The organism is Streptomyces sp. P3 (assembly GCF_003032475.1).
Lineage (GTDB): Bacteria > Actinomycetota > Actinomycetes > Streptomycetales > Streptomycetaceae > Streptomyces.
This window is the reverse complement of the sequence record NZ_CP028369.1, coordinates 8,676,794-8,701,045: the sequence shown is the minus strand read 5'-3', so window position 1 is coordinate 8,701,045 and position 24,252 is coordinate 8,676,794. Positions and strand designations below refer to the sequence as shown.

The 24,252-nt window shown below is 70.7% G+C and carries 25 protein-coding genes; 13 read left to right on the top strand and 12 right to left on the bottom strand.

Going from position 1 to position 24,252, the window contains the following annotated elements; genetic code table 11:
- Positions 1-125: 125 nt before the first annotated feature.
- The 8 genes from C6376_RS38525 to C6376_RS38490 all read right to left on the bottom strand — a co-directional run bounded on the left by C6376_RS38525 (position 126) and on the right by C6376_RS38490 (position 7,982).
- Positions 126-962: an undecaprenyl-diphosphate phosphatase gene (locus C6376_RS38525; RefSeq protein ID WP_107447679.1), complete on the bottom strand. Its 837-nt coding sequence runs from the start codon at positions 960-962 to the stop codon at positions 126-128.
- A gap of 95 nt (positions 963-1,057) precedes the next feature.
- Positions 1,058-1,423, bottom strand: coding sequence for a fluoride efflux transporter CrcB (gene crcB, locus C6376_RS38520; RefSeq protein ID WP_107447678.1), 366 nt, complete (start codon positions 1,421-1,423; stop codon positions 1,058-1,060).
- The gene (locus C6376_RS38515) at positions 1,420-1,872 is read right to left on the bottom strand and encodes a DUF190 domain-containing protein (RefSeq protein WP_107447676.1); all 453 of its coding nucleotides are present in this window, start codon (positions 1,870-1,872) and stop codon (positions 1,420-1,422) included. Before C6376_RS38515 ends, crcB (C6376_RS38520) begins: the two co-directional genes overlap by 4 nt.
- On the bottom strand, positions 1,869-2,324 hold the full coding sequence (gene crcB, locus C6376_RS38510) for a fluoride efflux transporter CrcB (protein WP_107447675.1): 456 nt from the start codon (positions 2,322-2,324) through the stop codon (positions 1,869-1,871). The genes C6376_RS38515 and crcB (C6376_RS38510) overlap by 4 nt, the downstream gene beginning before the upstream one ends.
- A 326-nt stretch (positions 2,325-2,650) precedes the next feature.
- Positions 2,651-3,622: an SMP-30/gluconolactonase/LRE family protein gene (locus tag C6376_RS38505; protein WP_107449433.1), complete on the bottom strand. Its 972-nt coding sequence runs from the start codon at positions 3,620-3,622 to the stop codon at positions 2,651-2,653.
- Positions 3,623-3,774: 152 nt separating this feature from the next.
- Positions 3,775-4,062 carry an ArsR family transcriptional regulator gene (locus tag C6376_RS38500; protein WP_107447673.1) on the bottom strand — a complete coding sequence of 96 codons (288 nt, stop codon included), beginning with the start codon at positions 4,060-4,062 and terminating at the stop codon, positions 3,775-3,777.
- Positions 4,063-4,272: 210 nt separating this feature from the next.
- Positions 4,273-5,841 carry an arabinogalactan endo-1,4-beta-galactosidase gene (locus tag C6376_RS38495; RefSeq protein WP_107447671.1) on the bottom strand — a complete coding sequence of 523 codons (1,569 nt, stop codon included), beginning with the start codon at positions 5,839-5,841 and terminating at the stop codon, positions 4,273-4,275.
- Between the two features lie 104 nt (positions 5,842-5,945).
- Positions 5,946-7,982 carry a beta-galactosidase gene (locus C6376_RS38490; protein ID WP_107447669.1) on the bottom strand — a complete coding sequence of 679 codons (2,037 nt, stop codon included), beginning with the start codon at positions 7,980-7,982 and terminating at the stop codon, positions 5,946-5,948.
- A 159-nt stretch (positions 7,983-8,141) separates the two neighbouring features.
- Here C6376_RS38490 and C6376_RS38485 point away from each other — a divergent pair, with 159 nt between their 5' ends.
- The 6 genes from C6376_RS38485 (at position 8,142) to C6376_RS38460 (ending at position 13,603) form a co-directional block, all read left to right on the top strand.
- Positions 8,142-9,461 (top strand): ABC transporter substrate-binding protein, encoded by a 1,320-nt coding sequence (locus C6376_RS38485; protein WP_107447667.1) that lies wholly within the window; start codon positions 8,142-8,144, stop codon positions 9,459-9,461.
- On the top strand, positions 9,458-10,381 hold the full coding sequence (locus C6376_RS38480; RefSeq protein ID WP_107447666.1) for a carbohydrate ABC transporter permease: 924 nt from the start codon (positions 9,458-9,460) through the stop codon (positions 10,379-10,381). The genes C6376_RS38485 and C6376_RS38480 overlap by 4 nt, the downstream gene beginning before the upstream one ends.
- Entirely contained in the window at positions 10,378-11,283 is a 906-nt protein-coding gene (locus tag C6376_RS38475) for a carbohydrate ABC transporter permease (RefSeq protein WP_107447664.1), read from the top strand. The genes C6376_RS38480 and C6376_RS38475 overlap by 4 nt, the downstream gene beginning before the upstream one ends.
- The gene (locus C6376_RS38470) at positions 11,280-12,320 is read left to right on the top strand and encodes a LacI family DNA-binding transcriptional regulator (protein WP_107447662.1); all 1,041 of its coding nucleotides are present in this window, start codon (positions 11,280-11,282) and stop codon (positions 12,318-12,320) included. Before C6376_RS38475 ends, C6376_RS38470 begins: the two co-directional genes overlap by 4 nt.
- A 461-nt stretch (positions 12,321-12,781) precedes the next feature.
- Positions 12,782-13,129, top strand: coding sequence for a VOC family protein (locus tag C6376_RS38465; protein WP_107447659.1), 348 nt, complete (start codon positions 12,782-12,784; stop codon positions 13,127-13,129).
- A gap of 81 nt (positions 13,130-13,210) precedes the next feature.
- On the top strand, positions 13,211-13,603 hold the full coding sequence (locus C6376_RS38460) for a MarR family winged helix-turn-helix transcriptional regulator (protein WP_107447658.1): 393 nt from the start codon (positions 13,211-13,213) through the stop codon (positions 13,601-13,603).
- A 49-nt stretch (positions 13,604-13,652) separates the two neighbouring features.
- Here C6376_RS38460 and C6376_RS38455 read toward each other — a convergent pair whose 3' ends face one another.
- Both C6376_RS38455 and C6376_RS38450 read right to left on the bottom strand, forming a co-directional pair.
- Positions 13,653-14,051 (bottom strand): SseB family protein, encoded by a 399-nt coding sequence (locus C6376_RS38455; RefSeq protein ID WP_107447656.1) that lies wholly within the window; start codon positions 14,049-14,051, stop codon positions 13,653-13,655.
- Positions 14,052-14,196: 145 nt separating this feature from the next.
- Positions 14,197-14,814 carry a MerR family transcriptional regulator gene (locus C6376_RS38450; RefSeq protein ID WP_107447654.1) on the bottom strand — a complete coding sequence of 206 codons (618 nt, stop codon included), beginning with the start codon at positions 14,812-14,814 and terminating at the stop codon, positions 14,197-14,199.
- Positions 14,815-14,932: 118 nt separating this feature from the next.
- Here C6376_RS38450 and C6376_RS38445 point away from each other — a divergent pair, with 118 nt between their 5' ends.
- The 7 genes from C6376_RS38445 to C6376_RS38415 all read left to right on the top strand — a co-directional run bounded on the left by C6376_RS38445 (position 14,933) and on the right by C6376_RS38415 (position 22,152).
- Complete coding sequence (locus C6376_RS38445; RefSeq protein WP_107447653.1) at positions 14,933-15,334, top strand: DUF3291 domain-containing protein; 402 nt, start codon at positions 14,933-14,935, stop codon at positions 15,332-15,334.
- A gap of 28 nt (positions 15,335-15,362) precedes the next feature.
- Positions 15,363-16,820 carry an MFS transporter gene (locus C6376_RS38440; protein WP_107447652.1) on the top strand — a complete coding sequence of 486 codons (1,458 nt, stop codon included), beginning with the start codon at positions 15,363-15,365 and terminating at the stop codon, positions 16,818-16,820.
- 172 nt (positions 16,821-16,992) lie between these two features.
- Positions 16,993-18,438 (top strand): glyceraldehyde-3-phosphate dehydrogenase, encoded by a 1,446-nt coding sequence (locus C6376_RS38435; RefSeq protein ID WP_107447651.1) that lies wholly within the window; start codon positions 16,993-16,995, stop codon positions 18,436-18,438.
- A 167-nt stretch (positions 18,439-18,605) separates the two neighbouring features.
- Positions 18,606-19,340, top strand: a complete 735-nt coding sequence (locus C6376_RS38430) for an NAD(P)/FAD-dependent oxidoreductase (protein WP_254076250.1) — start codon at positions 18,606-18,608, stop codon at positions 19,338-19,340.
- The gene (locus C6376_RS45955) at positions 19,337-19,870 is read left to right on the top strand and encodes a MaoC/PaaZ C-terminal domain-containing protein (RefSeq protein ID WP_254076249.1); all 534 of its coding nucleotides are present in this window, start codon (positions 19,337-19,339) and stop codon (positions 19,868-19,870) included. The genes C6376_RS38430 and C6376_RS45955 overlap by 4 nt, the downstream gene beginning before the upstream one ends.
- 30 nt (positions 19,871-19,900) lie before the next feature.
- Entirely contained in the window at positions 19,901-20,641 is a 741-nt protein-coding gene (locus tag C6376_RS38420) for a cupin domain-containing protein (RefSeq protein WP_254076248.1), read from the top strand.
- A gap of 20 nt (positions 20,642-20,661) precedes the next feature.
- On the top strand, positions 20,662-22,152 hold the full coding sequence (locus tag C6376_RS38415; protein WP_107447650.1) for a glycoside hydrolase family 43 protein: 1,491 nt from the start codon (positions 20,662-20,664) through the stop codon (positions 22,150-22,152).
- Positions 22,153-22,315: 163 nt separating this feature from the next.
- Here the strand turns inward: C6376_RS38415 and C6376_RS38410 are convergent, their stop codons facing one another.
- Both C6376_RS38410 and C6376_RS38405 read right to left on the bottom strand, forming a co-directional pair.
- The gene (locus C6376_RS38410; RefSeq protein WP_173985814.1) at positions 22,316-22,942 is read right to left on the bottom strand and encodes a TetR family transcriptional regulator; all 627 of its coding nucleotides are present in this window, start codon (positions 22,940-22,942) and stop codon (positions 22,316-22,318) included.
- A 355-nt stretch (positions 22,943-23,297) separates the two neighbouring features.
- The gene (locus tag C6376_RS38405; RefSeq protein ID WP_216825653.1) at positions 23,298-24,122 is read right to left on the bottom strand and encodes an SDR family oxidoreductase; all 825 of its coding nucleotides are present in this window, start codon (positions 24,120-24,122) and stop codon (positions 23,298-23,300) included.
- Positions 24,123-24,252 lie beyond the last annotated feature (130 nt).

The following is a 24,252-nucleotide window of genomic DNA, read 5'->3' as shown; positions in this document are numbered from 1 at the left end:
GTCTGACAGGTTCACGGGACAGATACTCCGGGTGGCCGGAGGCCGCTGTCAAGACGCCCGAAAACAAAAATTCAGGGGGCGGGGCGCCTGAATGGCGACTTCCCGCCCCCTGGGGGGTCGGCCGGTCAGCTGTCGAGGACCCCAGTGGCGAGCAGTCCGAACAGGGCCAGTCCGACGACGATCCGGTAGACGACGAACGCGTTGAAGGAGTGCTTGGCGACGAACTTCAGCAACCAGGCGATGGAGGCGTAGGCGACCACGAAGGACACCGCCGTGCCGACGGCCAGGGGCGCCGCCCCGGCGCCGGTGCCCAGGGCGTCCTTCAGCTCGTAGATGCCGGCGCCGGTGAGAGCGGGAATGCCGAGGAAGAACGACAGGCGGGTGGCGGCGACCCGGTCCAGGTCCAGGATGAGCGCGGTGGACATGGTCGCGCCGGAGCGGGAGAACCCGGGAAAGAGCAGCGCGAGGATCTGGGAGCTGCCGACGAGCATCGCGTCCTTGAACGAGGTGTCGTCCTCACCCCGCTTGTGCCGGCCCATCTGGTCGGCCGCCCACATCACGCCGCTGCCGACGATGAGCGAGCCCGCCACCACCCACAACGAGGCCAGCGGCCCCTCGATCAGCGGCTTGGCGGCGAGGCCGACCACGACGATCGGAATGGTCGCGTAGATCACCCACCAGGCGAATTTGTAGTCGTGGCCGTGGCGCTCCCCCCGGTCGCGGAGCCCCCGGAACCACGCCGACACGATCCGCACGATGTCCTTGCGGAAGTACACGAGCACGGCGGCGATCGCCCCGACCTGGATGACGGCGGAGAACCCGACGACCGCGTCGTCGTCGACCGGAATGTGCATCAGCCCCTCGGTGATCTTCAGATGACCGGTGGAGGAGACGGGGAGGAACTCGGTCACTCCCTCGACGGCTCCGAGGACGACGGCCTGGCCGACGGAGATGGCGCTCATGGAATCCAGTTCTGAGGAGACGAATCGGTGGACGGCGTGCTGGACGCCCCGGTGTCGGAGACAGTCCTACCAGGCCCGGGACCTGGTGGACGTCGTCACGACCACGCCCACTGCCCGAGGGCGACCCCGGCGAACGCGGCCCCCAGACCCACGACCACGCTCCCGACGGCGTTGGCGACCGCCTGCAGTCCGGCCCCGGTCTCGGTCAGCCGCAGCGTCTCGTACGAGAACGTGGAGTAGGTGGTCAGCGCCCCGCACAACCCCGCCCCCAGGAACAACCGCAGGTCGGGGCCGACCGTCGCGGCGCCGGTCAACGTACCGAGGATCAGGCAGCCGACGACGTTGACGACGAAGGTGCCCCAGGGGAAGACGGAGTCGTGCCGGGACTGCACCGCGCGGTCGGTCAGGTAGCGCAGCGGTGCGCCGATCATGCCGCCGGCGACGACCACCAGCCAGTTCACAACGAGTTCTTACCCTTCATGCCCGAATCGTCTGGTTCGTCGCCACGGCTTTCCTCGGCGTCTCCGTCTCCGTCTCCGGCTCCGGTTCCGGCTCCGTCTCCGGCCGCGTCGGCGCTCCGGCCGGCGTGTCGGAGGACACGGCACTCGTCGAGGACCACCAGCCCCTCGGTGACCAGCTCGTCGAGCTGCGGCAGGAAGGCCTCCACCTGTTCCCGCGTGTCGACGATCACGACGGCGACCGGCAGGTCCTCGCTGAGCGAGAGCAGTCGCGAGGTGTGGATCAGCGAGGACGCGCCGAAGCCCTCGACGCCGCGGAAGACGCTGGCCCCCGCGAGACCGGCCGCGTGGGCGCGGTGCACGATCTCCGAGTACAGGGGCCTGTGCCGCCAGGTGTCGTTCTCGCCGACGAAGACGGTCAGCCGCAGGGCGCCGCCGGTGAGCCACGTCATCGCCGCCCCCGCGAGAGAACGCCGCGGGTCGCCGTGGCCGCCAGCCACACCGCGGCGAGCGCCGCGGCCAGGGTCGCGGTGAGGTAGGCCAGGGCGGTGCCGGCGCGGCCCGCGTCGAGCAGCTTCTGGATGTCTACGGCGTACGTCGAGAAGGTGGTGAAGCCGCCGAGCACCCCGGTGCCGAAGAACGGCCGCACCAGCCGGTGGACCGTCATGACCTCGGTGATCACCACCAGGAAGACGCCGATGACCGCGCAGCCGACCACGTTCACCCAGAACGTCGTCCAGGGGAAGCCACCGGTCCCGGTGGGCCACCGCATCGCGGCGGCGTAGCGGGCGGCGGCGCCGATGCCGCCGCCGAGGGCCACGACGGCGACCACCGGGAACTGACCCGGGCGGGCGGTCCTGCGGGGTGCCCCGGCGCGAAGGCCCTGGGCGTGTGGGGCTGTCATGTCGTCACGTCTCCTGCCCGGTCCGCCCGCCCCGCCGGATCCCGAGTGATCACGGCCGGGCACCAGCGTAGCGCCGCCGCACCGGGGCCTTCCGGCGGATCACGCCGGTGGGAGCCGGTGGGAGGAGAACCGCGACGGCCTGTCGGCCACGTGAGCGGGGCATCGCGCGGTCGACGGGGAAGGAGGCGGAGGGGTGCGGATCAGGGCGCCGACGTGGCGCGCCGGCCTCCTGCGACTACGCGACGGTGACCGTGCCGCGCCTGCACCAGTGCCTGTGCTGCGGCACGATCGGGTCCGGCGGCCTCTCCGGCGCCCGTCGCTCGTGATCAGTACCCCTGGATCACCGGTGCCTCGCAGATCGCGATGCCCCGCTCCCACAGGCTGCCCAGGACCAGCCTGCCGCCGGTCTCGCAGACGCCGGTGACCATGCGGAAACCGGAGCGGCGCCGGGTGAGCCGGTGCAGGACCCGGCCGTCGTCGTCGATCGCGAGCACGCCCGTCGTACCGGAGGGGCGGTAGGGGACGTGCAGGGCGAGGCGGGCGGCGCGGCGGCGTACGGCGGGGCCCGCGCGGTGCAGCAGGCCGAGCGGGGGCATGCGCGGCCCGGCCAGGGCCACCCAGACCGGGCCGTCCGGCGCGCCGCGCCACATGTTGTCCGGGAAGCCCGGCAGGTTCCCTGCGAGCGGTTCGGCCTGTCCGGCCCGGGGGCCGGTGAGCCGGAAGCGGGTGAGGCGGCGGGCGCCGGTCTCGGCGACGATCAGGCATGAGTCATCGCCCCCGCGCACCAGGCCGTTGGCGAACTGCAGTCCTTCCAGGACGACTTCGGCCTCGCGGGCGCCTGGTGCCAGACGCAGCAGTCGTCCGGTGCCGCTGTGCTCGACGATGTCGCCCATCCAGTCCCGCAGGGGGTGGACCCGGCTGGAGACGGTGAAGTAGACCGTCCCGTCGGGCAGGGCGACGACGTTGCTGCAGAAGCGCAGCCGCTCCCCCGCCGCCGTCTCGGTCAGCACCTGCACCCTGCCGGAGCCGCCGAGGTCCACACGCAGCAGCGCACCGTCGGCGGAGCACACCAACAGGTCGCCGTCCGGCAGGAGTTCGAGGCCCAGCGGGCGGCCGGTGATCTCGGCGAGACGTTCGACGCGGGCGGCGGACGGATCGTCCAGTCCATCGACGCGCAGGATCCGTCCGTCCGCCACCCCGGTCAGGATCCGCCCCTCGGAGTCGGCGACGACGTCTTCGGGGCCGTGGCCCGGGAGTGCGACGTAACGGAGCGGGACGAGAGCCGTCCGGCGGTCCACGGGATCCGCCCTTCGTCGGGGAGGGCTGCCCATCTCGCCGGCGGCGGGCCCGGGCCGGCGGTTCGTCACCGGATCCGTCTCCGGGGTGCTCGCCGGGGTGCTCGCCGTGGCCTTTCCGTGCGGCGGTCCCTGCGCCTCCTCCCCCACGTCCGTCACCAGCCCTTCTCGAACATGCGGGCCACTTCGGCTATGCGCATCTCGTCGCGTCGGTAGTAGGTGCGGCTTCCGACGCGCTTGGCGCGCAGCAGGCCGATGCCGGCGAGCAGGGCGAGGTGGCTGTCGGCCACGCGACGGCGCACGCCGAGTTTCGCCGCGAGGACGTCCGCGGCCACGCCGTCCTGGACGAGGTCGCCGTGGAGCGGCCGCGGAAAGTGCCGGTCCGGCTCCTTCAGCCACTCCAGGATGTCGAGTCGCCGCTCACTTGCGGGAGTCCTCAGCATCGTCCCCTCCGTCCGAGCCTCCTCGTACCGCGTCGTCCCACTCTTCCGCAGTCGGGCCCGCCGTGTCCCGAACTCCGTGAGCCTTGTCCCGGATCGAACCCCCCGCCGGAAAACGCTGTTGGGGGGGCCGGCCGGACCGGGCGGGGAGGAGGGGCGGGGGCCTCGGTCGCGGGAGTGCGGCCGAGGCTCCCCGCTGCGCGAGGCCGAGGATCAGCGGTGCCGGAACCAGGACATCGACGACAGCGCCCTGTCGTCGTAGCCGAACAGGGCCTGGTTCTCCCAGCCGTTGCCGGAGGAGGCGTCGGTCGGGTCCCAGCCGTTGCCGGTGACGGCCGTCCAGGTGGACTCCCAGTAGAAGACGCCGAGTCCGCGGCCGTTCGGGACGGCCTCCACGATGCTCGCCACGTCGTTCATCCACCGGGTCTGGCCGGAGACGGAGGCCGGGTATCCGGACACCAGCTCGCTCGACAGGTCGATGATGTTCTCGTGCGCGTCCTTACTGTCCAGCCGGAAGGGGTAGGCCGTCTCGGCGACGTAGACCGGCTTGGCGTAGCGGGCGGCCGCGTCGTCGAGGGTGGTCTGGAAGTCGGCGAGCGTGCCGTGCCAGTAGCCGTAGTAGGACAGGCCGATGACGTCGAACTTCACGCCGTGGGAGACCGCGTTGTCGAACCACCAGCGGGTGCCGGCCAGATCACCGCCCTTGGCGAGGTGGAGCGCCACGGGGGTGGCGGAGTCGACCGCCTTGACCGCCGCGTAGCCGGAGTTGAGCAGTCCGGCCAGCTGTGACCAGTTGTCGGTGGAGCCCGCCGACCACAGCATGCCGCCGTTGATCTCGTTGCCGACCTGCACCATGTCGGCGGTGGTGCCCTGCGCCTTGAGGGCGTCGAGGACGTCGTGGGTGTGCTGGTAGACGTCCGTCTTCAACCGGCTGTAGGAGTGTCCGGTCCAGGCGGAGGGCACGGTCTGCGCACCCGGGTCGGCCCAGGTGTCGGAATAGTGGAAGTCCACCAGGAGCTTCATGCCGCGGGCCTTGACGCGCTTGGCGGCCGCCAGGACCCGGGCCTTGTCGTTGTAGCCGTCGGCCGGGTTCACCCAGACCTTCAGCCGGGCGTAGTTCTGTCCGGCGTTCCTGAGGACGGCGAGCGGGTCCTGGGCGGTGCCGGAGCTGCTGCGGTAGACGCCGCCGAGGGCTTCGCTCTTGACGAGCGACGACACGTCCGAGCCCTTGACGGTGAGGCCGGTGGAGCCCGGCGCGAAGGTCAGGTCGTCGACGTTGATCCAGTTCCCGGCGTCGGCGTCGGAGGTGATGCCGATGGTGCACTGGTTGTTCGTCACCGCGACGGAGGTGACGATCCGGATCCATCCGCTGGAGGAGACCGGGATGTCGGTGCGCTGCTCCGCGCCGCCGCAGTTCTTCAACGCGATGTACGCGGACTTCTGGCCGCCGCCGGAACGCACCCAGGCGGTGAGCTTGTAGGTGCCGTTGGCGAGCCCGGAAAGGTACTGGTACGTCTCGACCTTGTAGGCGGCCGCCGAGTAGTGCGAGAGGCGGTAGCCGCCGCCGTGGCCACCGGACTCGGTGAAGGAGGCGGAGTTCTGCCCGGTCGCCGAGTACGTCGACCAGCCGGCCGGCTTCGCGGTGCCGGTGCCGTCCGTCTCGAAGCCGCCGTTGGTGAGCGTGGCGGCAGCCTGCGCGGTCTGCGCGGGCAGGGCGGTGAGGGCGAGTCCCGCGGCGAGCGGCAGCAGCAGGGCCCTGAGCGTGCGTCTGGGATGGAACATCGTCGTCCGTCGTCCCTTCGACGTGATGGGTGGGGGTCCCCTCGTGAGGTGAGGGGCCCCCTCCGCCCGCGGCTCGTGGCTCCACGGGCGAAGGGGGAGTCGGCTCAGCCGTCGAGTCGCACGACCCGTACGGCTCCGGCCGGGACCGCGAGGCGGCCGGTGGCCCGTTCGCCGGTCAGCAGTTCGACGCCGGGAGTCTCCAGCGGCACCTTGACGTCGGCGGCGGTGTGGTTGATCGCGAAGAGGTAACTGCCGGTCTCGCCGGAGCGGCGCACCACCTCGACGTCCCGGGGAAGTTCGGCGCGCGGGGCGATCGCCGCGTCCTCGGCGGCACGGCCGATCAGCGCGTCGAGGCCGTCGGCGCCGAGGCGGGTGGAGACGTACCAGGCGGTCCCCTCGCCGAGGCGGTGCCGGGTGACGGCGGGACGCCCGGCGGCGAGGCCGTCCGCGTACGTCCACACGGTCTCGGCGCCGCGCGGGGTGACGAACTCCGTCCACACGTCGCTCTCGAACCCGAAGCCGTCGGACCCGGAGCCGTCGGGGCCGGCCACACGCACCCGCTCGCCCCGCAGCAGCGGCGAGAACTCCTCGACGGTCAGGCCGAGGACGTCGCGCAGCGGGCCGGGGTAGGCGCCCTCGTGCACGGCGTCGTGCTCGTCGACGATGCCGGAGAAGTACGACACGACAAGGGTGCCGCCGTTCTCGACGTACTGCGTGAGGTTGCGGCCGGCCGCCTCCGTCATCAGGTACAGGGCGGGCACGACGACCAGCGGGTACCGAGACAGGTCGGCCTCGGGGTGGGCGAAGTCGACCGTGAGGTGGCGGTCGTGGAGCGCCTCGTAGTAGGCGTCGGCGCGCTCGCGCGGGTCGGCGTCCTCGCTGGGCCGCCAGTCGAGGTTCTGCGCCCACCAGGAGTGCCAGTCCCACAGGACGGCCGCGTCGGCGACGGTACGGGTGCCGCGGACGGCGCCGAGGGAGTCGAGGGCCGCGCCGAGTTCGACGACCTCGCGCCACACCCGCGTGTCGGTGCCGCCGTGCGGGACCATCGCCGAGTGGAACTTCTCGGCGCCGCGCCGGGACTGCCGCCACTGGAAGAACATGGCGCCCTCGGAACCGCGTGCCACGTGCGCCAGCGAGTTGCGGGCCATCTGGCCGGGGGCCTTGGCGGGGTTGCGCGGCTGCCAGTTGATGCCCGAGGTGGAGTGTTCGAGCAGGATCCAGGGGGCGCCGCCCGCGACGGACCGGGTGAGGTCGGCGGCCATCGCGAGGTTGACGTGGGTGCGGCGGCCGTCGGTGATCAGGTAGTGGTCGTTGGTGACGATGTCGACCTCTCGGCCCCAGGCCCAGTAGTCGACGGAGTCGCACTGGCTGAGGGCGGTCATGAAGTTGGTCGTGACCGGGACGCCGGGGGCGAGGCGGTGCAGGAGGTCCCGCTCCGCGCGGAAGTTCTCGCGCATGGTCGCGTCGGCGAACCGCTTGTAGTCGAGGGCCTGGCCCGGGTTGCCGACGGTCGGGGTGGCGCGCGGCGGGTTGACGTCCTCGAGGCTCGCGTACCGCTGGCCCCAGAAGGCGGTGCCCCAGGCCTCGTTGACGGCGTCGACCGTGCCGTACGTCGTCTCCAGCCAGCGGCGGAAGTGGGCGGCGCAGCAGTCGCAGTAGCAGGCGGAGACGGGGACGCCGTACTCGTTGTGCACGTGCCACATCGCGAGCGCCGGGTGGTCGCCGTAGCGCTCGGCGAGGCGCGTGGTGATGTTCGCCGCGGCCGCGCGGTAGTCCGCGTTGCTGTGACAGATCGCGCCGCGGGAGCCGAACTCGTAGCGCACGCCGTCGGCGGTCACCGGCAGGGCGTCGGGGTGGCGGCGGTAGAACCAGACCGGCGGCGACACCGTCGGGGTGCCCAGGTCGACGCGGATGCCGTGCTCGTGCAGCAGGTCGATCACCCGGTCGAGCCAGCCGAAGTCGTACTCCCCCGGCGAGGGTTCGAGGAGGGCCCAGGAGAAGATCCCGACGCTGACCATGGTGACCCCGGCCTCCCGCATCAGCCGGACGTCGTCCTGCCAGACGGATTCCGGCCACTGCTCGGGGTTGTAGTCCCCACCGAAGGCGAGCCCGGTGAGGCCCTTGGGGGTGGTCTCCGGCATGGATCTCTCCCGTTTGGTCGATCATTTGGGAACGTGCACACACATTCTCAGCGGTGCGAGGCCAACATAACCGCACAGCAACAACCATTGACAAGTGTCCAGGATGTTTCTCTACTGTGAACGCTCACAGACACCGGAACCCAGGTCAGGGAGAGATCCATGTCCATCACGAAGCGCCGACGCCTCGTGGCAACTGCTGTTGCCGTCGCTCTGGGCAGCACCGCCCTCGCCGCCTGCGGCTCGTCCGACGAGGACGGCGGCGCCGAGTCCGGGCCGGTCTCGCTCACGTACTGGACGTGGACGCCCGGCATGGACAAGGTCGTCGACCTGTGGAACAAGGGCCGCGGCAAGAAGGACCGGATCACGGTCACGGTGAAGAAGCAGGCGTCCGGCGACACGCTGATCACCAAGATCCTCACCGCGCACAAGGCCGGCAAGGCCCCCGACCTGGTCCAGGCCGAGTACCAGGCGCTGCCGACGCTGGTCAGCAATGACGCGGTCGCGGACATAGGCAAGGACGTCGGCGACGCGAAGAGCAAGTTCGCGGACGGCGTCTGGCAGCAGACGACCCTGGGCACGGACGCCGTCTACGCGGTGCCGCAGGACATCGGGCCGATGATGTTCTACTACCGCGCCGACCTCTTCAAGAAGTACGGGCTGACGGTCCCCACGACCTGGGAGCAGTTCGCCGAGACCGCCCGCGCGCTGAAGAAGAAGGCCCCGGACACGGACCTCACCACGTTCTCCGCCAACGACTCCGGTCTCTTCGCCGGCCTCGCCCAGCAGGCCGGCGCCAAGTGGTGGACCACCGCCGGCGACAAGTGGAAGGTCGGCATCGACGACGCGGCCACCAAGAAGGTCGCCGACTTCTGGGGCGGCCTGGTCAAGGAGGGCGCCGTCGACAACCAGCCCATGTACACCCCGGCCTGGAACAAGGCACTCAACACCGGCAAGCAGATCGCCTGGGTGTCCGCCGTGTGGGCGCCGGGCACGCTGACCACCGCCGCGCCCGACACCAAGGGCAAGTGGGCGATGGCCCCGCTCCCCCAGTGGTCCGCCGGCGAGAACGTGACCGGCAGCTGGGGCGGATCGTCCACGGCCGTGACCACGGACTCGAAGCACAAGGCGGCCGCCGCGAAGTTCGCCGCCTGGCTGAACACCGACGGCGACGCCCTCAACGCGCTGGCCAAGGAAGGGGGCATCTACCCGGCTTCCACGTCCGCCCAGCTCAGCGGTGCCTTCATCACCCCGCCCGACTACTTCTCCCAGCAGGCGGACTTCTACACCACCGCCGCCAAGATCGCGAAGACCACGGCGCCCTCGGCCTGGGGCCCGAACGTGAACGTGGCCTACACGAGCTTCAAGGACGCGTTCGGCGCCGCCGCCAAGAACAAGTCGGACTTCTCCGCCGCGCTCGCCACGATGCAGTCGGACACGGTCGCCGACATGAAGAAGCAGGGCTTCGAGGTCTCCGAGTGACCACCGCACGCCGGACGTCGTACGGGGTCAAGGGCGCCCCGTACGCGTTCCTCGTCCCCGCCGCCGTCCTCTTCGCCCTGTTCTTCGCGCTGCCCATCGGGTACGCGGTCTGGCTCAGCTTCCACAAGGTGCGCGTCTCGGGCCTCGGCCTGGGCTCGGGCGCCCGCAAGGAGGTCTGGGCCGGCCTGGAGAACTACACCGACGCTTTCACGGACAGCGAACTGCTCGCCGGCGCGCTGCGCGTCCTCGGATACGGCTGCATCGTCGTCCCCGTCATGCTGGGCCTGGCCCTGCTGTTCGCGCTGATGCTCGACTCCGAGAAGGTGCGCCTCGCCCCCTTCACCCGGCTCGCGATCTTCCTGCCGTACGCCATCCCCGGCGTCGTGGCGGCGCTGCTGTGGGGCTTCCTCTACCTGCCCGACGTCAGCCCGTTCTCCTACGTGCTCGAGAAACTGGGGCTGCCGCAGCCCGACCTGCTCGACGGCGGACCGCTGTACCTCGCTCTGTCGAACATCGCGGTCTGGGGCGGCACCGGCTTCAACATGATCGTCATCTACACCTCGTTGCGGGCCATCCCGGCCGAGGTGCACGAGGCCGCGAAGCTGGACGGCGCGACCGGGCTGCAGACCGCGCTGCGGATCAAGATTCCGATGGTGGCGCCCTCGCTGGTGCTGACCTTCTTCTTCTCGATCATCGCCACGCTCCAGGTGTTCAACGAGCCGACCACCCTCAAGCCGCTCACCAACTCCGTGTCCACGACCTGGAGTCCGCTGATGAAGGTGTACCGGGACGCCTTCGGCACGGGTGACGTCTACCAGGCGGCCGCCGAGGCCGTGATCATCGCCCTGGCCACGCTGGTGCTGTCCTTCGGCTTCCTGCGGGCCGCGAACCGCCGAAACAGGCAGGAAGCCCGGTCATGAGCGCACTCGCCGTCCACAAGGCCCCCTCCACGGCCGACGCGACCGGCGCCGCGCGCGAGCGTCCCCCGCGGCGCGGCCGGATCGCCCTGATCCCCACGATCACCCTGCTCCTGGGCGCCGTCTACTGCCTCCTGCCGGTCGCCTGGGTGGTCATCGCGTCCACCAAGTCCGGCCGTGAGCTGTTCTCCACGTTCACCTTCCTGCCCGGCACGGGCTTCGCCGACAACCTCCGGGACCTCGACTCCTACCGCGGCGGCGTGTACTGGACGTGGATGGGCAACTCCGCGCTGTACGCGGGCCTCGGCGCGCTGCTGTCGACGTGCGTGTCGGCGTTCAGCGGCTACGCCCTGGCCGTCTACCGCTTCCGCGGCCGGGAGTCGATCTTCAACATCCTGCTCGCGGGCGTGCTGATGCCGCCGATCATCCTGGCCGTCCCGCAGTACCTGCTGCTGGCCCAGGCCGATCTCACGGACTCGTACTGGTCCGTGCTGCTGCCGCAGATCCTGTCGCCCTACGGCGTCTACCTCGCCCGCATCTACGCCGCGGCGGCCGTGCCCGGCGACGTGGTGGAGGCCGGCCGGATGGACGGGGCGAGCGAGTGGCGGATCTTCAGCCGGATCGCGCTGCCGATGATGGTCCCGGGGCTGGTGACGGTGTTCCTGTTCCAGTTCGTGGCGGTGTGGAACAACTTCCTGCTTCCGTACATCATGCTCAGCGACGACGAGAAGTTCCCGATCACGCTCGGCCTGTTCACGTTGCTGGAGCAGGGGGCCAACCAGCCCGCGCTGTACACGCTGGTGATCACCGGCGCGTTCCTGGCGGTGATTCCGCTGGTGGCGCTGTTCCTGGTGGTCCAGCGCTTCTGGAGCCTGGATCTGCTGTCCGGAGCCGTAAAGTCATGACCATGAACAATGGTGCTGGGGGCCGGCGCAGACCGCCGACCATCCACGACGTGGCGCGCGAGGCGGGGGTGTCCCGGGGCACCGTCTCACGGGTGCTCAACGGCGGGCACTACGTCAGCCCGGCGGCGGCGGAGGCGGTCAACGCCGCCATCCGCAGGACGGGCTACGTCGTGAACCGGCATGCCCGCTCGCTGATCACCGGCCGGTCCGACTCGGTGGGTTTCCTGCTCACCGAGCCCCAGGAGCGGTTCTTCGAGGATCCCAACTTCAACGTCCTGCTGCGCGGCTGCACCCAGGCGCTGGCCGCGCACGACGTGCCCCTCCTGCTGATGCTGGCCGGCACCGAGGACGAGCGGCGGCGCATCACGCGGTACATCACGGCCGGGCACGTCGACGGGGTGCTGCTGGTCTCCAGCCACTCCGGGGACCCGATCGCCACCGAGCTGCGGGAGGCGGGGGTGCCGCTGGTCGCCTGCGGCAAGCCGATCGGGATCGGCTCCAACTCCAAGGTGAGTTACGTGGCCGCCGACGACCGCGACGGCGCCCGGGACATGGTGCGGCATCTGCTGGCGCAGGGCCGTCGGCGGATCGGCGTGGTCACCGGCCCGCTGGACACGCCGGGCGGCGTGGAACGGCTCGCCGGGTACCGGGAGGTGCTCGCCGAGGCGGGCGTCCCCTACGACGAACGGCTGGTCGTGTCCGGCGACTACAGCCGGGCCAGCGGCGAGGCCGGCGCGGAGCTGCTGCTGACCCAGGCGCCGGAGCTGGACGCGGTGTTCGTCGCGTCCGACCTGATGGCGCAGGGCGTGCTGACGGTGCTGCACCGCGCGGGGCGGCGGGTGCCGCAGGACGTGGCGGTCGGCGGCTTCGACGACTCCCCGGCGGCGACCGCCGCCAGTCCCTCCCTCACCACCATCCGCCAGCCCTGGGACCGGATCAGCAGCGAGATGGTCCGGGTCCTCCTCGCCCAGATCGGCGGCGAGGACCCGGCGGCGGTGATCCTGCCGACGGAACTCGTCCGGCGGGAGTCCGCCTGACCCCGGCCTCCGCGCGGCCCGCAGTCCCCTGGGTCCCGAGCCGCCGGCCCGGATTCCGCCGGGCAACCGGGGCCGCCGGGCAACCGGTCCGCTCGTCCGGAGTCAGCCGGGCATCCGGTCCCGCGCGGCCTCGCCCGGACGGCGGACCGGGGCGGGGTCTCCTCGTCGGGTCCGTGACGGATGCCGGGAAGGCCGCGTCCGACGTCTTCCGGCGGGGGCCCGAGGACGCGAGGAGGCCGTGACGCGCCCGCCCCGGCTCGGCAGCCCCCACGGGCGAGGAGCCCGTGGGGGCTGCCGGCCGTCGTCCGCGGCCCGGCTCTCCGGGCGCCGCCGCATCGCGGCCGCGGAGCCGCAACCGGTCAGGATCGGAGAAGCGGTCCGCCGCGTCCTCGTCCTAGCGTGGGACCACGAGGACACGAGGGTGTTCCCGGGTACCGCATCACTTCACCGAGGAGAGCGTCATGGCCGCCGGACTGCAGACGATCATCTACCCCGTCAAGGACGTCGACCGGGCGAAGGCCCTGTTCACCGCACTGCTGGGGGTCGAGCCGTTCGCCGACGAGCCGTACTACGTCGGCTACAAGGCCGCCGGCCAGGACATCGGCCTGAACCCGAACGGCCACGCCCAGGGGCTGACCGGGCCGGTCCCCTACTGGCACGTCACCGACATCCGGGACCGCCTCGCGGCCCTGCTGGCGGCGGGCGCCGAAGTGCTCCAGGACGTCCACGACGTCGGCAACGGCCGGCTCATCGCCTCCGTCAAGGACGCGGACGGGAACCTGGTGGGGCTCCTCCAGGACCCCGCGTGACGCCGGACCGCCGAGGCCACTGCATGCACTCGCACTAATTGCGTCGTCAACAAATGCCCCGGACGGCGTTACCATGCGGGTATGGCAGCGAAAACGGCCGGGACGGGCCTCGAGGAGCGTTGGCGGGACATCCTGTCGGTGCACGCCCGCACGATGTGCGAGATCGACCGCGCACTGCATCCGCACGGCCTGGGAGCAAGCGACTTCGAGGTGCTCGACATCCTCGCCGCGGAGGCTCCCCGCGCGGGCGACCAGTGCCGGGTGCAGAACCTCGTCGGACGCGTGCACCTCAGCCAGAGCGCGCTGTCCCGGCTCATCGGCCGCCTGGAGAAGGAAGGCCTGGTGGAACGCTCGATCTGCGCGGAGGACCGGCGCGGGGTGTGGGTCGCCCTGACCCGCAAGGGCCGCGATCTGCACACCGAGGTCCTGCCCCTGCAGCGGGCGGTGCTGGAGCGGATGCTGACCGGGTCCTGAGGCCGGCCCCGGATCCGATCCGGGGCCGGCAGGGCCCGGTCGGCGCCGCTCAGCGGACCAGCAGGGTGCGCACCCCCTCGGAGGTGAGCGTCAGCGGATGGTCGCCTGCCGCGTCGATGGACAGGGACAGCTCGCCGGCCGGCCACTGCGCGGCGAGCGCGCCGAGCGGCACCAGCCGGTAGCGGTCGATCTCGGGCAGCAGGTCGGCCATCTCCGGCTCGGAGGTGAACACCGGCACCACGGCCGCTCCCCCCGGCTGTTCGAGAACGGGCAGGGCGACGGTGGCCGGGTTGGTGATGTCCTCGTCGACGGCGTCGTCGGGCACCGGCACGAGCACGTCGCAGTGCGCGAGCGTGTCCAGTGCCGCGGTGTCCTCGGTGTCCCGGGCCAGCGCGTCCAACGCCAGTGCGGCCGGGTTGTGGTTGCGGTCCTGTGCGGGCGTCTCCATGGCGTCTCCCCTGGTAGCGGCGGTTCGGCTCGCGTACCCGAGGGGGCGGGGCTCAATCCCCCGGGCGAAGCCCGGAGCCGTCTCCTTCGGTAAGGCGGCGGCCCTGCTGCTGCGGGAGCCGGGCCGGTAGGTCGCGAGGGTGCGGCTAGGGCGTGTGCCTGCGGGCCGACTCGTTCTCCTGGGCCATGCGCCGGAGCGCCATCAGCGCGGGCTCCAGGAGCACGGTCAGCAGCAGGGCGCGCTCGGCCGCCTGCAACGGGTCCTGCAGATGCTCGAGTTGGTCGAGATCGAGGACGGCGGTGCGCTCGGCGAGCCGCGCGTAGGGCAGCAGGGTCCGCCAGTCGAGCGGGACTCCGAGGTCGCGCAGGGAACGCAGGGTCTCGGCGAGGGCGGCGCGAGCGGGCGCCGACCGGTGTACGTCCCAGTCCAGCTCCTCGACGAGTTCGTCGACCTCGGCCGCCTCCGGTCCGTCCTCGGCGGGCTTCCCACTAACCCGGACGGATCCCAGGGCGAGGCCCAGCAGCCGGTGGGTGTCACCCGTGTGCTCGGCCAGGGCGTCGAGCACCTCGCGGGTGGTGCTGACCGACAGGCCCCGTACGCCGGTCAGCGCACGGACCAGGCGAAGCCGGCGCAGGTGCTGGTCGTCGTACTCGGCCTGGGTGGCGGCGGTCTGACGACCCGGCGGGAGGAGGCCCTCGCGGAGGTAGTACTTGATCGTCGTCACGGAGACGCCACTGCGGCGGCTCAGTTCGGAGATGCGCATGCGATCGGCTCCGGTTCGGTGGTCGGCCTTGCCCGAAAAACTGGATACCTCTACTGTCTAATATAGATAGTGAAGGTATCCAGTATTCCCTCGCGCCGCCGGAGAGAAGGCATCAGCCATGCCCACCCTGCGCTGGACCACCATCAGCACGCCCGCCCCCGACGCCGAGTCGTTCGTCATGGCGTCCCGGTTCGAGGTCCGCTCCTACATGGACGTCCCTCGCTTCTTCCTCAAGTCGCTGGCCGCGTGGAAGCAGGTGTCCGGCGCGCCGGGCGCCCACGGCGCCTCGCTGATCGCCCAGCCGCTGAAGCGCACCTTCTGGACCCTGTCGGCCTGGGAGGACAGGGAGGCGCTCTACACGTACGCGCGGACCGAACCGCACAAATCGATCATGACCGGACTGCGGTCCACGACGAAGGACTCGGTCTTCACCTTCTGGCAGGTCCCGGCGGCGGACCTGCCCGTCGACTGGACCGACGCCCGCCGCCGCCTCGCCGAGCAGTCACGCACCGGTGCCTGATCCGCCTCGACCAGGAGAGATCCCCGCCATGACACTGTCCGAAAAGAGCCCGGTCCTCGACCGGCCGACCGCCTCCGCCCCGCCGGCCGAGCGCCACCGCACACCCCTGTGGCTCGCGATCGTCGCCGCCAGCGTGCCCATGTTCATGGTCGCGCTCGACAACCTCGTCGTCTCCACGGCCCTGCACACGCTGGCCGTCGACCTGAAGGCGAACACGCAGCAACTGCAGTGGTTCGTCAACGCGTACGTGCTGAGCTTCGCCTGTCTGCTCATGACCGGCGCCGCGCTCGGCGACCGGTTCGGGCGACGGCGGGTCTTCGTCGCCGGCATCGCCCTGTTCACGCTGGCGTCCATCGGCTGCGGCCTCGCCGACACCAGCGCCCAGCTGATCACCTTCCGGACGGTCCAGGGCTTCGGGGCGGCGGCCGTCATGCCGCTGTCGTTGACGCTGCTGTCCCAGGCGGTGCCGGACCGGCTGCGCGGCATGGCGCTCGGCGTGTGGTCCGGGGTCAGCGGGCTGGCCGTCGCGATGGGCCCGGTGGTGGGTGGCGCGGTGGTGGAGGGTCTGGACTGGCGGTGGATCTTCTGGATCAACGTCCCGGTGTGCCTGATCGCGATCCCGCTGGTGCTCTTCGCCCTCCGGGAGAGCTCACTGCCCGGCGTGCGCCTGGACCTGGTCGGCATGGTGCTGGCGGCGGCCGGGCTGTGCGCCGTGGTCTGGGCGATCGTGCACGGCGAGCCGGACGGGTGGACGTCGGCGAAGGTGCTCGGCGCGTTCACCGCGGGCGCGGTCCTGCTGGCCGCCTTCGTCGGCCGGGAGTCCCGGGTGCCGGAGCCGATGCTGCCGCTGTCGTTCTACCGCGTCCGGTCCTTCACCCTCACCAACGTCGTCTCGGCGACGATGTACTTCGGTGTCTTCGGCTCCCTGTTCCTGCTCGCGCAGTACCTCCAGATCGTGCCGGCCCGTACCCCGCTGGAGGCCGGTGTACGCACCCTGGCCTGGACGCTGATGCCGATGTTCGTCGCGCCCGTGGCGGGGCTGCTCACGGACCGGGTGGGCGGCGGCCGGCTGATGGCCCTCGGCCTCTTCCTCCAGGGGGTCGGCCTGGGCTGGATCAACCTGGTCGCGGACGTCGACACGGCGTACTCCTCGCTGGTCGGACCGATGATCGTGGCCGGCGTCGGCATGGGCTTCGTCTTCGCGCCGACGGCGGCGGTGGTGCTCGGCTCGGTCGCCAAGGAACACGCCGGCAAGGCGTCCGGCGCCAACTCCACGGTCCGCGAGATCGGGGGCGCCCTCGGGATCGCCGTGCTGAGCACGGTGTTCGTGGCCCACGGCAGCACCATGGGCCCGCAGCAGTTCGTGGACGGGCTGCACCCCGCGGTCTGGACGGGCGTGGCGGTCGTCCTCGCCGGCGCCGTGTGCGCGCTCGGCATCCCGCGTCGGCAACAGCAGCCCTGCGAACAGCCCTCAGAGCAGTCCTGACGTCCACCGGCCGGCGGCCCGGGGCGGACGCCTTCACCTTCCCCGCCGAGGCGCCCGCCCCGGCCTGCCCCCGCCGCGCACAAGCCCCGCCCACCTGAGCACGGACCCGCTGGAATGATCAAAAAACGGAAGGGTTAGCATATGAGCGCCACCTAGCTCGAAAGATAGGCCCGTGACGCTCAACGACGATTCGTTCACTGACTGGAAGAACCGCGAGGAGATCGCGGAGTCGATGATCCCGATGATCGGGAAGCTGCACCGCGAGCGGGACGTGACGATCCTGCTGCACAGCCGCTCCCTGGTGAACAAGTCGGTGGTCAGCATTCTCAAGACCCACCGGTTCGCCCGGCAGATCGCGGGCGAGGAGCTCTCGGTCACCGAGACGCTGCCGTACCTGGAGGCCCTCACCTCCCTCGACCTCGGCCCGTCCCAGATCGACCTCGGCATCCTCGCCGAGAGCCACCGTGCCGACGACCGCGGACTGTCGGTGCGGGACTTCACCGCGGAGGCCGTCGCCGGCGCCACCGGCGCCAACAAGATCGACCGGCGCGAACCGCGCGACGTCGTGCTCTACGGGTTCGGCCGCATCGGCCGCCTCGTGGCAAGGCTGCTCATCGAGAAGTCCGGCTCCGGCAACGGCCTGCGGCTGCGCGCCGTCGTGGTCCGCGGCGGTGGCGAGCAGGATCTCGTCAAGCGGGCGTCCCTGCTGCGCCGCGACTCCGTGCACGGCCAGTTCCAGGGCACGATCACGGTCGACGAGGCCAACAACCGGATCATCGCCAACGGCAACGAGATCACGGTCATCTACGCGAACGACCCGTCCGAGGTCGACTACACGGCGTACGGCATCGACAACGCCATCCTGATCGACAACACCGGCAAGTGGCGCGACCGCGAGGGCCTGTCCCAGCATCTGCGTCCCGGTGTCGACAAGGTGGTCCTGACCGCTCCCGGCAAGGGCGACGTGCCGAACATCGTGCACGGCGTCAACCACGACACGGTCAAGCCGGACGAGCGGATCCTGTCCTGCGCGTCCTGCACCACCAACGCGATCGTCCCGCCGCTGAAGGCGATGGCCGACGAGTACGGCGTGCTGCGCGGCCACGTGGAGACCGTCCACTCGTTCACCAACGACCAGAACCTGCTGGACAACTACCACAAGGCCGACCGCCGGGGCCGTTCGGCGCCGCTGAACATGGTGATCACCGAGACCGGCGCCGCGTCCGCGGTCGCCAAGGCGCTGCCCGACCTCGACGCGCCGATCACCGGCAGCTCGATCCGGGTCCCGGTGCCGGACGTCTCGATCGCGATCCTGAGCCTGCGGCTCGGCCGGGAGACGGACCGCGAGGAGGTCCTCGAGTACCTGCGCGGCGTCTCGCTGACCTCACCTCTGCGCCGTCAGATCGACTTCACCACGGCGCCGGACGCGGTTTCCATGGACTTCATCGGCTCGCGCCACGCCTCGATCATCGACGCCGGCGCCACCAAGGTCGACGGGGACAACGCGATCCTCTACCTCTGGTACGACAACGAGTTCGGCTACTCCTGCCAGGTCGTCCGCGTCGTCCAGCACGTCTCGGGCGTCGAGTACCCGACCTTCCCGGCGACCAGCGCCTGACAGGCGGTTACAGGATCCGCGGGTCAGTGCGCAGTGCAGGTGTGAGATGCGCACTGGATGCGCAATTCGGGCCTTCGTGCGCACTGACTCCGCCCCGTAACTACCTCTAGTCGATCCTTTGTGCTCTTCAGGTGCCTCGCGATGCCCAAGCCCCACACCGTCTGGGCATGGCGAATCAGACCTCGACCCAGGCTCGCCGGGGGCACGGCATTCCCACCACGTCGATCCGATATGAGACGAGACGGTGCGCAAAGCGTGCCGTCGGCCCTTCCCAGACGTACGTCATGCTCAACATCGGCATCCGGGAATCCGGCGACCGGCTCGACCTGGACCCGGCCAACATCTGGGCCCACGCCGGACCCGACATCGACGGCGACATCGCCGCGTTCGAGGCCGACCCCGAACACCGCGCCATGCCGACGTACTTCATCACCTTCCCCTCCGTGAAGGACCCGACGTGGGAGAGCCGCTACCCGGGACGCACCACCATCGACATCGCGGGACTCACCACCTGGTCGTTGTTCGAGCCGTACGCGGGAAGCGCCTGGATGCGCCGGGGCGCCGAATACGATCGCCTCAAGGACAGGCTCACCGAAGAACTGCTCGGCCAGGTCTTGCGGTTCTGCCCCCAGCTGGAGGGCCGCATCGACCACACCGAACTGGCGACGCCGCTCAGCTTCAACCACTTCCTCGGCAAGGAGAGGGGCGACTTCATGTCCCTCGCCCACACCCCGCAACGGTTCGCCGTGCGTGACCTCGGCGCCCACACCCATGTCCCAGGCCTCCTCCTCACCGGCCAGGACGTGGCATCGGCCGGCGTCAGCGGCGCCATCATGGGCGGCGTGGTCGCCGCCTCCGCGGCCCTGGAGCGCGACGCCCTGCAAGACCTCGCAACCGCGTGAACGGCGGCGGCGAGACAGCCGATGCCGCGTACCCGCGTTACCGGACCGACTCTCGGCTGTCGAGGGCCGAATCGCTGAGGCGAACGAACCCGGGCGCCACCACGGTCCTGAGCGACACCGACTTCGCCACCCCGATCGAGGACCGGTACTTCGAGGACTACGTACCGGGTGCCGTGTACGTCTACGGCAGCATCACCATGGCGAGGGAGGACATTCTCCGGTTCGCCGACGAGTTCGACCCACAGAGCATCCACAACGATCCGCAGGCAGCGCGGCAGGGCCCGTTCAGCGGTCTCATCGCCAGCGGCCGGCACACCTGCTCCGTCACGATGCGGATGTATGTCGACCACTACGTCGGCAAGGTGGCCTGCCTGGCCTCACCCGGCATCGACGAACTGCGCCGGGTCCGACCGGTCAGACCCGGCGACAGGCTGTCCCTGCGGGCAACGGTCCAAGAGGCTGGAACCCGGTGGGACCCTGTCCCTGCACCACCGCTTCGTGTTCATCGACCGCGTGCTGGGTCGTCGTGAACTCGAACCTCTCGTGCGGGAGTTCGCGCTGTGACCCCCCTGCCCGACTTCCCCGGAGCCGTGGGGCTCAGCCAGCTCGAGGTGTACCCCTGGCCCGCGGCGGACGACGCACACGGCGGCTCGCCCCACATGCACCTCGTCTGCGCGGAGTGCTATGTCGTCGTCAGCGGCCGCGGCCGACTGGAAACCCTCGACCACCAGGGGCCCACGACGACCGAGCTGCGGCCCGGCGACATCGTCTGGTTCACCCCGGGCACGATCCACCGCGCCGTCAACGACGAGGACCTGCGCGTGATCGTCGTCATGCAGAACAGCGGCCTCCCGGAGGCAGGCGACGCGGTCATGACCTTCCCACCCCCGTACCTCTCCCCCGACACCTACCCGGACGCGGCCTCGCTCCTCGACGCCGACGGCACGCCCGGCACCGACCGTGCGCGGGCTCGCAGGGATCTGGCCGTCGAGGGGTTCACCGAGCTGAAGCGGCAGTGGCGGCGCGGAAACCGCTCGGCGTACGACGACTTCTGCGCGGCAGCGGTACGGCTCGTCCGACCCCGCCTGGACACCTGGGAGAAGACGGTCAACGACGGTGCGCTGGCTGCCGCGCACACGGCACTCCGGCAGATCGGCGCGCTGAGGCGCGACGACTTCAACCATCTGTTCGACGCGCAGGTGTCGCGTATCGCCCAACCGCCCCGGCAGACCCTGGGCATGTGCGGCTTCCTGCGCGCCTATGACACGGCCCGCCGGGCCGGCGCACAAGTCGGTGCCTGAACCCGGGAATGTGGTGCGCAATGAGTCCGACACCGCCGGAACGCGGTGGGTACGCCGACGCGGCGACCGCCCCGATCCTCTCCGGGATGTACCCCGATCCTTCGATATGCCGGGTCGGCGAGGAGTACTTCCTGGCCAACTCGTCGTTCGAGTACAGCCCCGGCGTTCCGATCTGGCATTCGCGGGACCTGGTCTCCTGGCGTCAGATCGGCAACGCCCTCACGAGGGACGAGCAGTTCCCCGCCGGCCGTTCGCCGTCGAGCCGCGGCATCTACGCCCCGACGCTGCGCCACCACGACGGCCGGTTCTGGCTGATCACTACGAACATCGACGACGTTCGCGGCGGTCATCAGATCTACCACGCGAGCGACCCGGCCGGGCCGTGGTCCGCGCCGGTGTGCCTCTCCCAACTCGACGGCATTGACCCGGACCTGACCTGGGATGACGAGGGAACGTGCCTGGTCACGTACTGCTCGTGGTCGGAGACCGAGATCGGCATCAGACAGGTCGCGGTCGATCTTGAGCGGCGCTTGGTCCTCGAGAAGCCGCGGTGGATCTGGCACGGTACCGGCCTGGCACATTCCGAGGGGCCGCACCTGTACCGGCGCGGCGACCGGTGGTACCTGGTCATCGCCGAAGGCGGCACCGACCGGGGCCACGTGGTGTCGGTCGCACGCTCCCTAAGCCCCCGAGGGCCCTTCGAAGCCGCCGCGCACAACCCGGTCTTCACCCACCGCAGCACGGCTCATCCCGTCCAGAACGTCGGTCACGCCGATCTGGTCGAGCGTCCCGACGGGTCGTGGGCAGCGGTGTATCTCGGCACTCGGCCACGAGGCCGCAGTCCCCGCTTCCACGTCAACGGGCGTGAGACGTTCCTCGCCGACGTCCGTTGGGTGGACGACTGGCCACAGTTCGAACCGGCGCGACGCCATGTCCCCACGGAACAGCGGGACTTCGAGGATGACTTCTCCGCGCCCGCACTGGATCCCAGGTGGGTCTCACCAGGGCAGCGTCCCGACCGGTTCGTACACAACGCGCCGGAAGGGGTGGTCGTCGGCCACGTCCCGAGCGAGACCGGCGAGCCGTCGGGACTGTTCACGCGGGTCGGCGGAGACCACTGGGAGGCCGACTTCGTCGTCGATCCGGGCGAGGGTACGTTCACGGTCGCCCTACGGCTCGATGGTGTCCACTGGTACGGCCTGCACGTCGCCGGCGGCGAAGTCACCGCCGTCGCACAGATCGGACCGGTCCGATCGGTGCTCCGCGCCCGCCCGCTGCCCGGCTCCCCTGTCACCCTCCGCGTCCGCTCCACGGAGCCCACATGGAACGGGCCGGACGACATCGAACTGGGCATCGACGACGGAACCGACACGGATGTCCTCGCCCGCCTGGACGGACGCTATCTCTCCACCGAAGTGGCGGGCGGGTTCACCGGGTGCCTGGTCGGTGTGTGGACCGAGTCGCGGGAGGTCGTTGTCCGCAGGGTCCGCTACAGCGAACGGTGCGCGTGACAGCGCCCCGTAGCGGAGGTCCGGACTGCCGAGGACATGTCCCGCCGTGCCGCACACAGGCCTGGGCCGGCAGGCCCGTGCGGGCGCTCGTCGCGCCGGCAGCCGCTTCCTCCGTGGCACACCGGGCACGGAAGCGAAGCACGCGACGGAGCGGCGGGGCGGGCTACTTCGCCAGCGCGCCCATGGCCCGGTCGAGCAGCACAGCCAGCGGGACAGTGCCCTCACAGGCCACCCAGGCCGTGGAGGCTGCGTCCAGGCAGGCGAGCGCGGCAGCGGCCAGTGCGCTCGACCTGGTGTCCTCGGGCCGGTCGGGGTCGGCCCCCAGCCGCCGGGCGACCTCCGGCACCAGCAGCTTCTTCCAGCTCAGCTGCTTCTCGTGGTGCCGGGCGCGCAGGGACGGGGTCTCCTGGAGCATGCGCAGATAGCTGAGTACCTGCTCGGGCGGCGCCGCCTCGTTGCTCCGCGTGAGGACGTCGAAGGCCCGGCGCAGCGCCTCCCAGGGCTGCTCGTCGTCGGGGCGGGCGGCGAACTCCGCCGCGATCTGGCGGCCGGACTCCTCCAGGCGTCCGAGGACGATGTCTTCCTTGGTGCCGAAGTACCTGAACAGGCTGGCGCGTGACAGGCCCACCTCGGCGGCGATCTGGTCGACGGTGGTCCGGTCGAACCCCTGCTCGGTGAAGAGCCGGTGCGCCACCGCGACCACTTCCGCCTGAACTGTCGCACGCATGCGCTCGCGCAGGCCGGGCGGCTTGCGTGCGGACTGGTTGGCGGGACGGGCGGTGTCAGACATGTCCGCAGGATACAGCAAGGACTCACTTTGATACTCAGTATCAGAGTGCGGAGCGCTTGATGCATGCCCCTCCCCGCGGGTCACCCTCGCCCTCCCTGCCCGCGCCGAGCAAGGCGCATTCGATCGCCCCACCCTCCCGCACAGTCAGGGCCGACTGCGACAAGCCCGCTCAGCGAGTCCGTCGGCTCCCCCACGCCGCGCCGAGCGGCGGCGAGGACGGTCGCCTTCTCGTCGCCGCTCCGATGCCGACGGCCCGCGGGCGTGCGGTCTCCCGTCGAGGGACCGCACATGCCCGCCGGCCGTTCCCGGGCTGCTGCGACGAGCGCCGGCCCTGGCCGACGCCCGTGCCCTACGGTTACGCGGCGCCGCCCTGCGCCTCGGTGGCGACGTCGGCCCACTCCTCCCAGGTCTTCAGCCGCTCGGCGTAGACCTGCGGGACGAGCTGGAGCGGGGTGGTGCCGAAGAAGACCCGCAGGGGCGGGTTGTCGGCGTCCACGATCTTCAGCAGGGCCGCACCGGTGGCGGTCGGGTCGCCGGGCTGGAAGTTGCTCCAGTAGCCGGCCAGGGCCGTGCGCAGGTCGTCGTAGGCAGGCAGTTGCCCTGCGAAGGTGGCGGAGGAGCCGGACCAGTCGGTGGCGAATCCGCCGGGCTCGACGAGGGTGACCTTGATGCCGAACCCGGCGACCTCCTGGGCGAGGGCCTCGCTCGCGGCCTCCAGGGCCCACTTCGAGGCGTTGTAGACACCGAGGTTGGGGAAGGCGGTGACACCGCCGACGCTGGAGATCTGCACGATGTGACCACCGCCCTGGGCCCGCAGGAGGGGCAGGGCAGCCTGGGTGACCCACAGGGCGCCGAAGAAGTTGGTCTCCATCTGCTCACGGACCTGCTGCTCCGTCAGCTCCTCGACGGCGCCGAACAGTCCGTAGCCGGCGTTGTTGACGACGACGTCCAGGCGGCCGAAGTGGTCGTGCGCCCGCTTCACGGCCGCGGTGACGGCGGTCTTGTCGGTGACGTCCAGGGTCAGGGGAAGCATCGCCTCGCCGTGCGCGGCCACCAGGTCCGCCAGGGAGTCGGTGTCGCGGGCGGTGGCCGCGACCTTGTCGCCGCGCTCCAGGGCCGCCATCACGAACTGACGGCCGAAACCGCGCGAGGAACCAGTGATGAACCAGATCTTGCTCACGAGAAACACTCCCGTTTCGAGGTGAAGTCTTATGGAGAGACCTTATACCTCTTTGAGACTGAGTATCAAGATGACTCTTGAGCTCGATGCTGTACGCTGCTCCACATCAGCGAGGCACGTATGACAAGCG

Bases quoted from the DNA above. Each gene is read 5' to 3' on its own strand.
- C6376_RS38525 (WP_107447679.1), bottom strand. From the start codon at position 962: ATGAGCGCCATCTCCGTCGGCCAGGCCGTCGTCCTCGGAGCCGTCGAG.
- C6376_RS38515 (WP_107447676.1), bottom strand. From the start codon at position 1,872: ATGACGTGGCTCACCGGCGGCGCCCTGCGGCTGACCGTCTTCGTCGGC.
- crcB (WP_107447675.1), bottom strand. From the start codon at position 2,324: ATGACAGCCCCACACGCCCAGGGCCTTCGCGCCGGGGCACCCCGCAGG.
- C6376_RS38500 (WP_107447673.1), bottom strand. From the start codon at position 4,062: ATGCTGAGGACTCCCGCAAGTGAGCGGCGACTCGACATCCTGGAGTGG.
- C6376_RS38495 (WP_107447671.1), bottom strand. From the start codon at position 5,841: ATGTTCCATCCCAGACGCACGCTCAGGGCCCTGCTGCTGCCGCTCGCC.
- C6376_RS38490 (WP_107447669.1), bottom strand. From the start codon at position 7,982: ATGCCGGAGACCACCCCCAAGGGCCTCACCGGGCTCGCCTTCGGTGGG.
- C6376_RS38485 (WP_107447667.1), top strand. From the start codon at position 8,142: ATGTCCATCACGAAGCGCCGACGCCTCGTGGCAACTGCTGTTGCCGTC.
- C6376_RS38475 (WP_107447664.1), top strand. From the start codon at position 10,378: ATGAGCGCACTCGCCGTCCACAAGGCCCCCTCCACGGCCGACGCGACC.
- C6376_RS38470 (WP_107447662.1), top strand. From the start codon at position 11,280: ATGACCATGAACAATGGTGCTGGGGGCCGGCGCAGACCGCCGACCATC.
- C6376_RS38465 (WP_107447659.1), top strand. From the start codon at position 12,782: ATGGCCGCCGGACTGCAGACGATCATCTACCCCGTCAAGGACGTCGAC.
- C6376_RS38460 (WP_107447658.1), top strand. From the start codon at position 13,211: ATGGCAGCGAAAACGGCCGGGACGGGCCTCGAGGAGCGTTGGCGGGAC.
- C6376_RS38455 (WP_107447656.1), bottom strand. From the start codon at position 14,051: ATGGAGACGCCCGCACAGGACCGCAACCACAACCCGGCCGCACTGGCG.
- C6376_RS38450 (WP_107447654.1), bottom strand. From the start codon at position 14,814: ATGCGCATCTCCGAACTGAGCCGCCGCAGTGGCGTCTCCGTGACGACG.
- C6376_RS38445 (WP_107447653.1), top strand. From the start codon at position 14,933: ATGCCCACCCTGCGCTGGACCACCATCAGCACGCCCGCCCCCGACGCC.
- C6376_RS38440 (WP_107447652.1), top strand. From the start codon at position 15,363: ATGACACTGTCCGAAAAGAGCCCGGTCCTCGACCGGCCGACCGCCTCC.
- C6376_RS38430 (WP_254076250.1), top strand. From the start codon at position 18,606: ATGGCGAATCAGACCTCGACCCAGGCTCGCCGGGGGCACGGCATTCCC.
- C6376_RS38415 (WP_107447650.1), top strand. From the start codon at position 20,662: ATGAGTCCGACACCGCCGGAACGCGGTGGGTACGCCGACGCGGCGACC.
- C6376_RS38410 (WP_173985814.1), bottom strand. From the start codon at position 22,942: ATGTCTGACACCGCCCGTCCCGCCAACCAGTCCGCACGCAAGCCGCCC.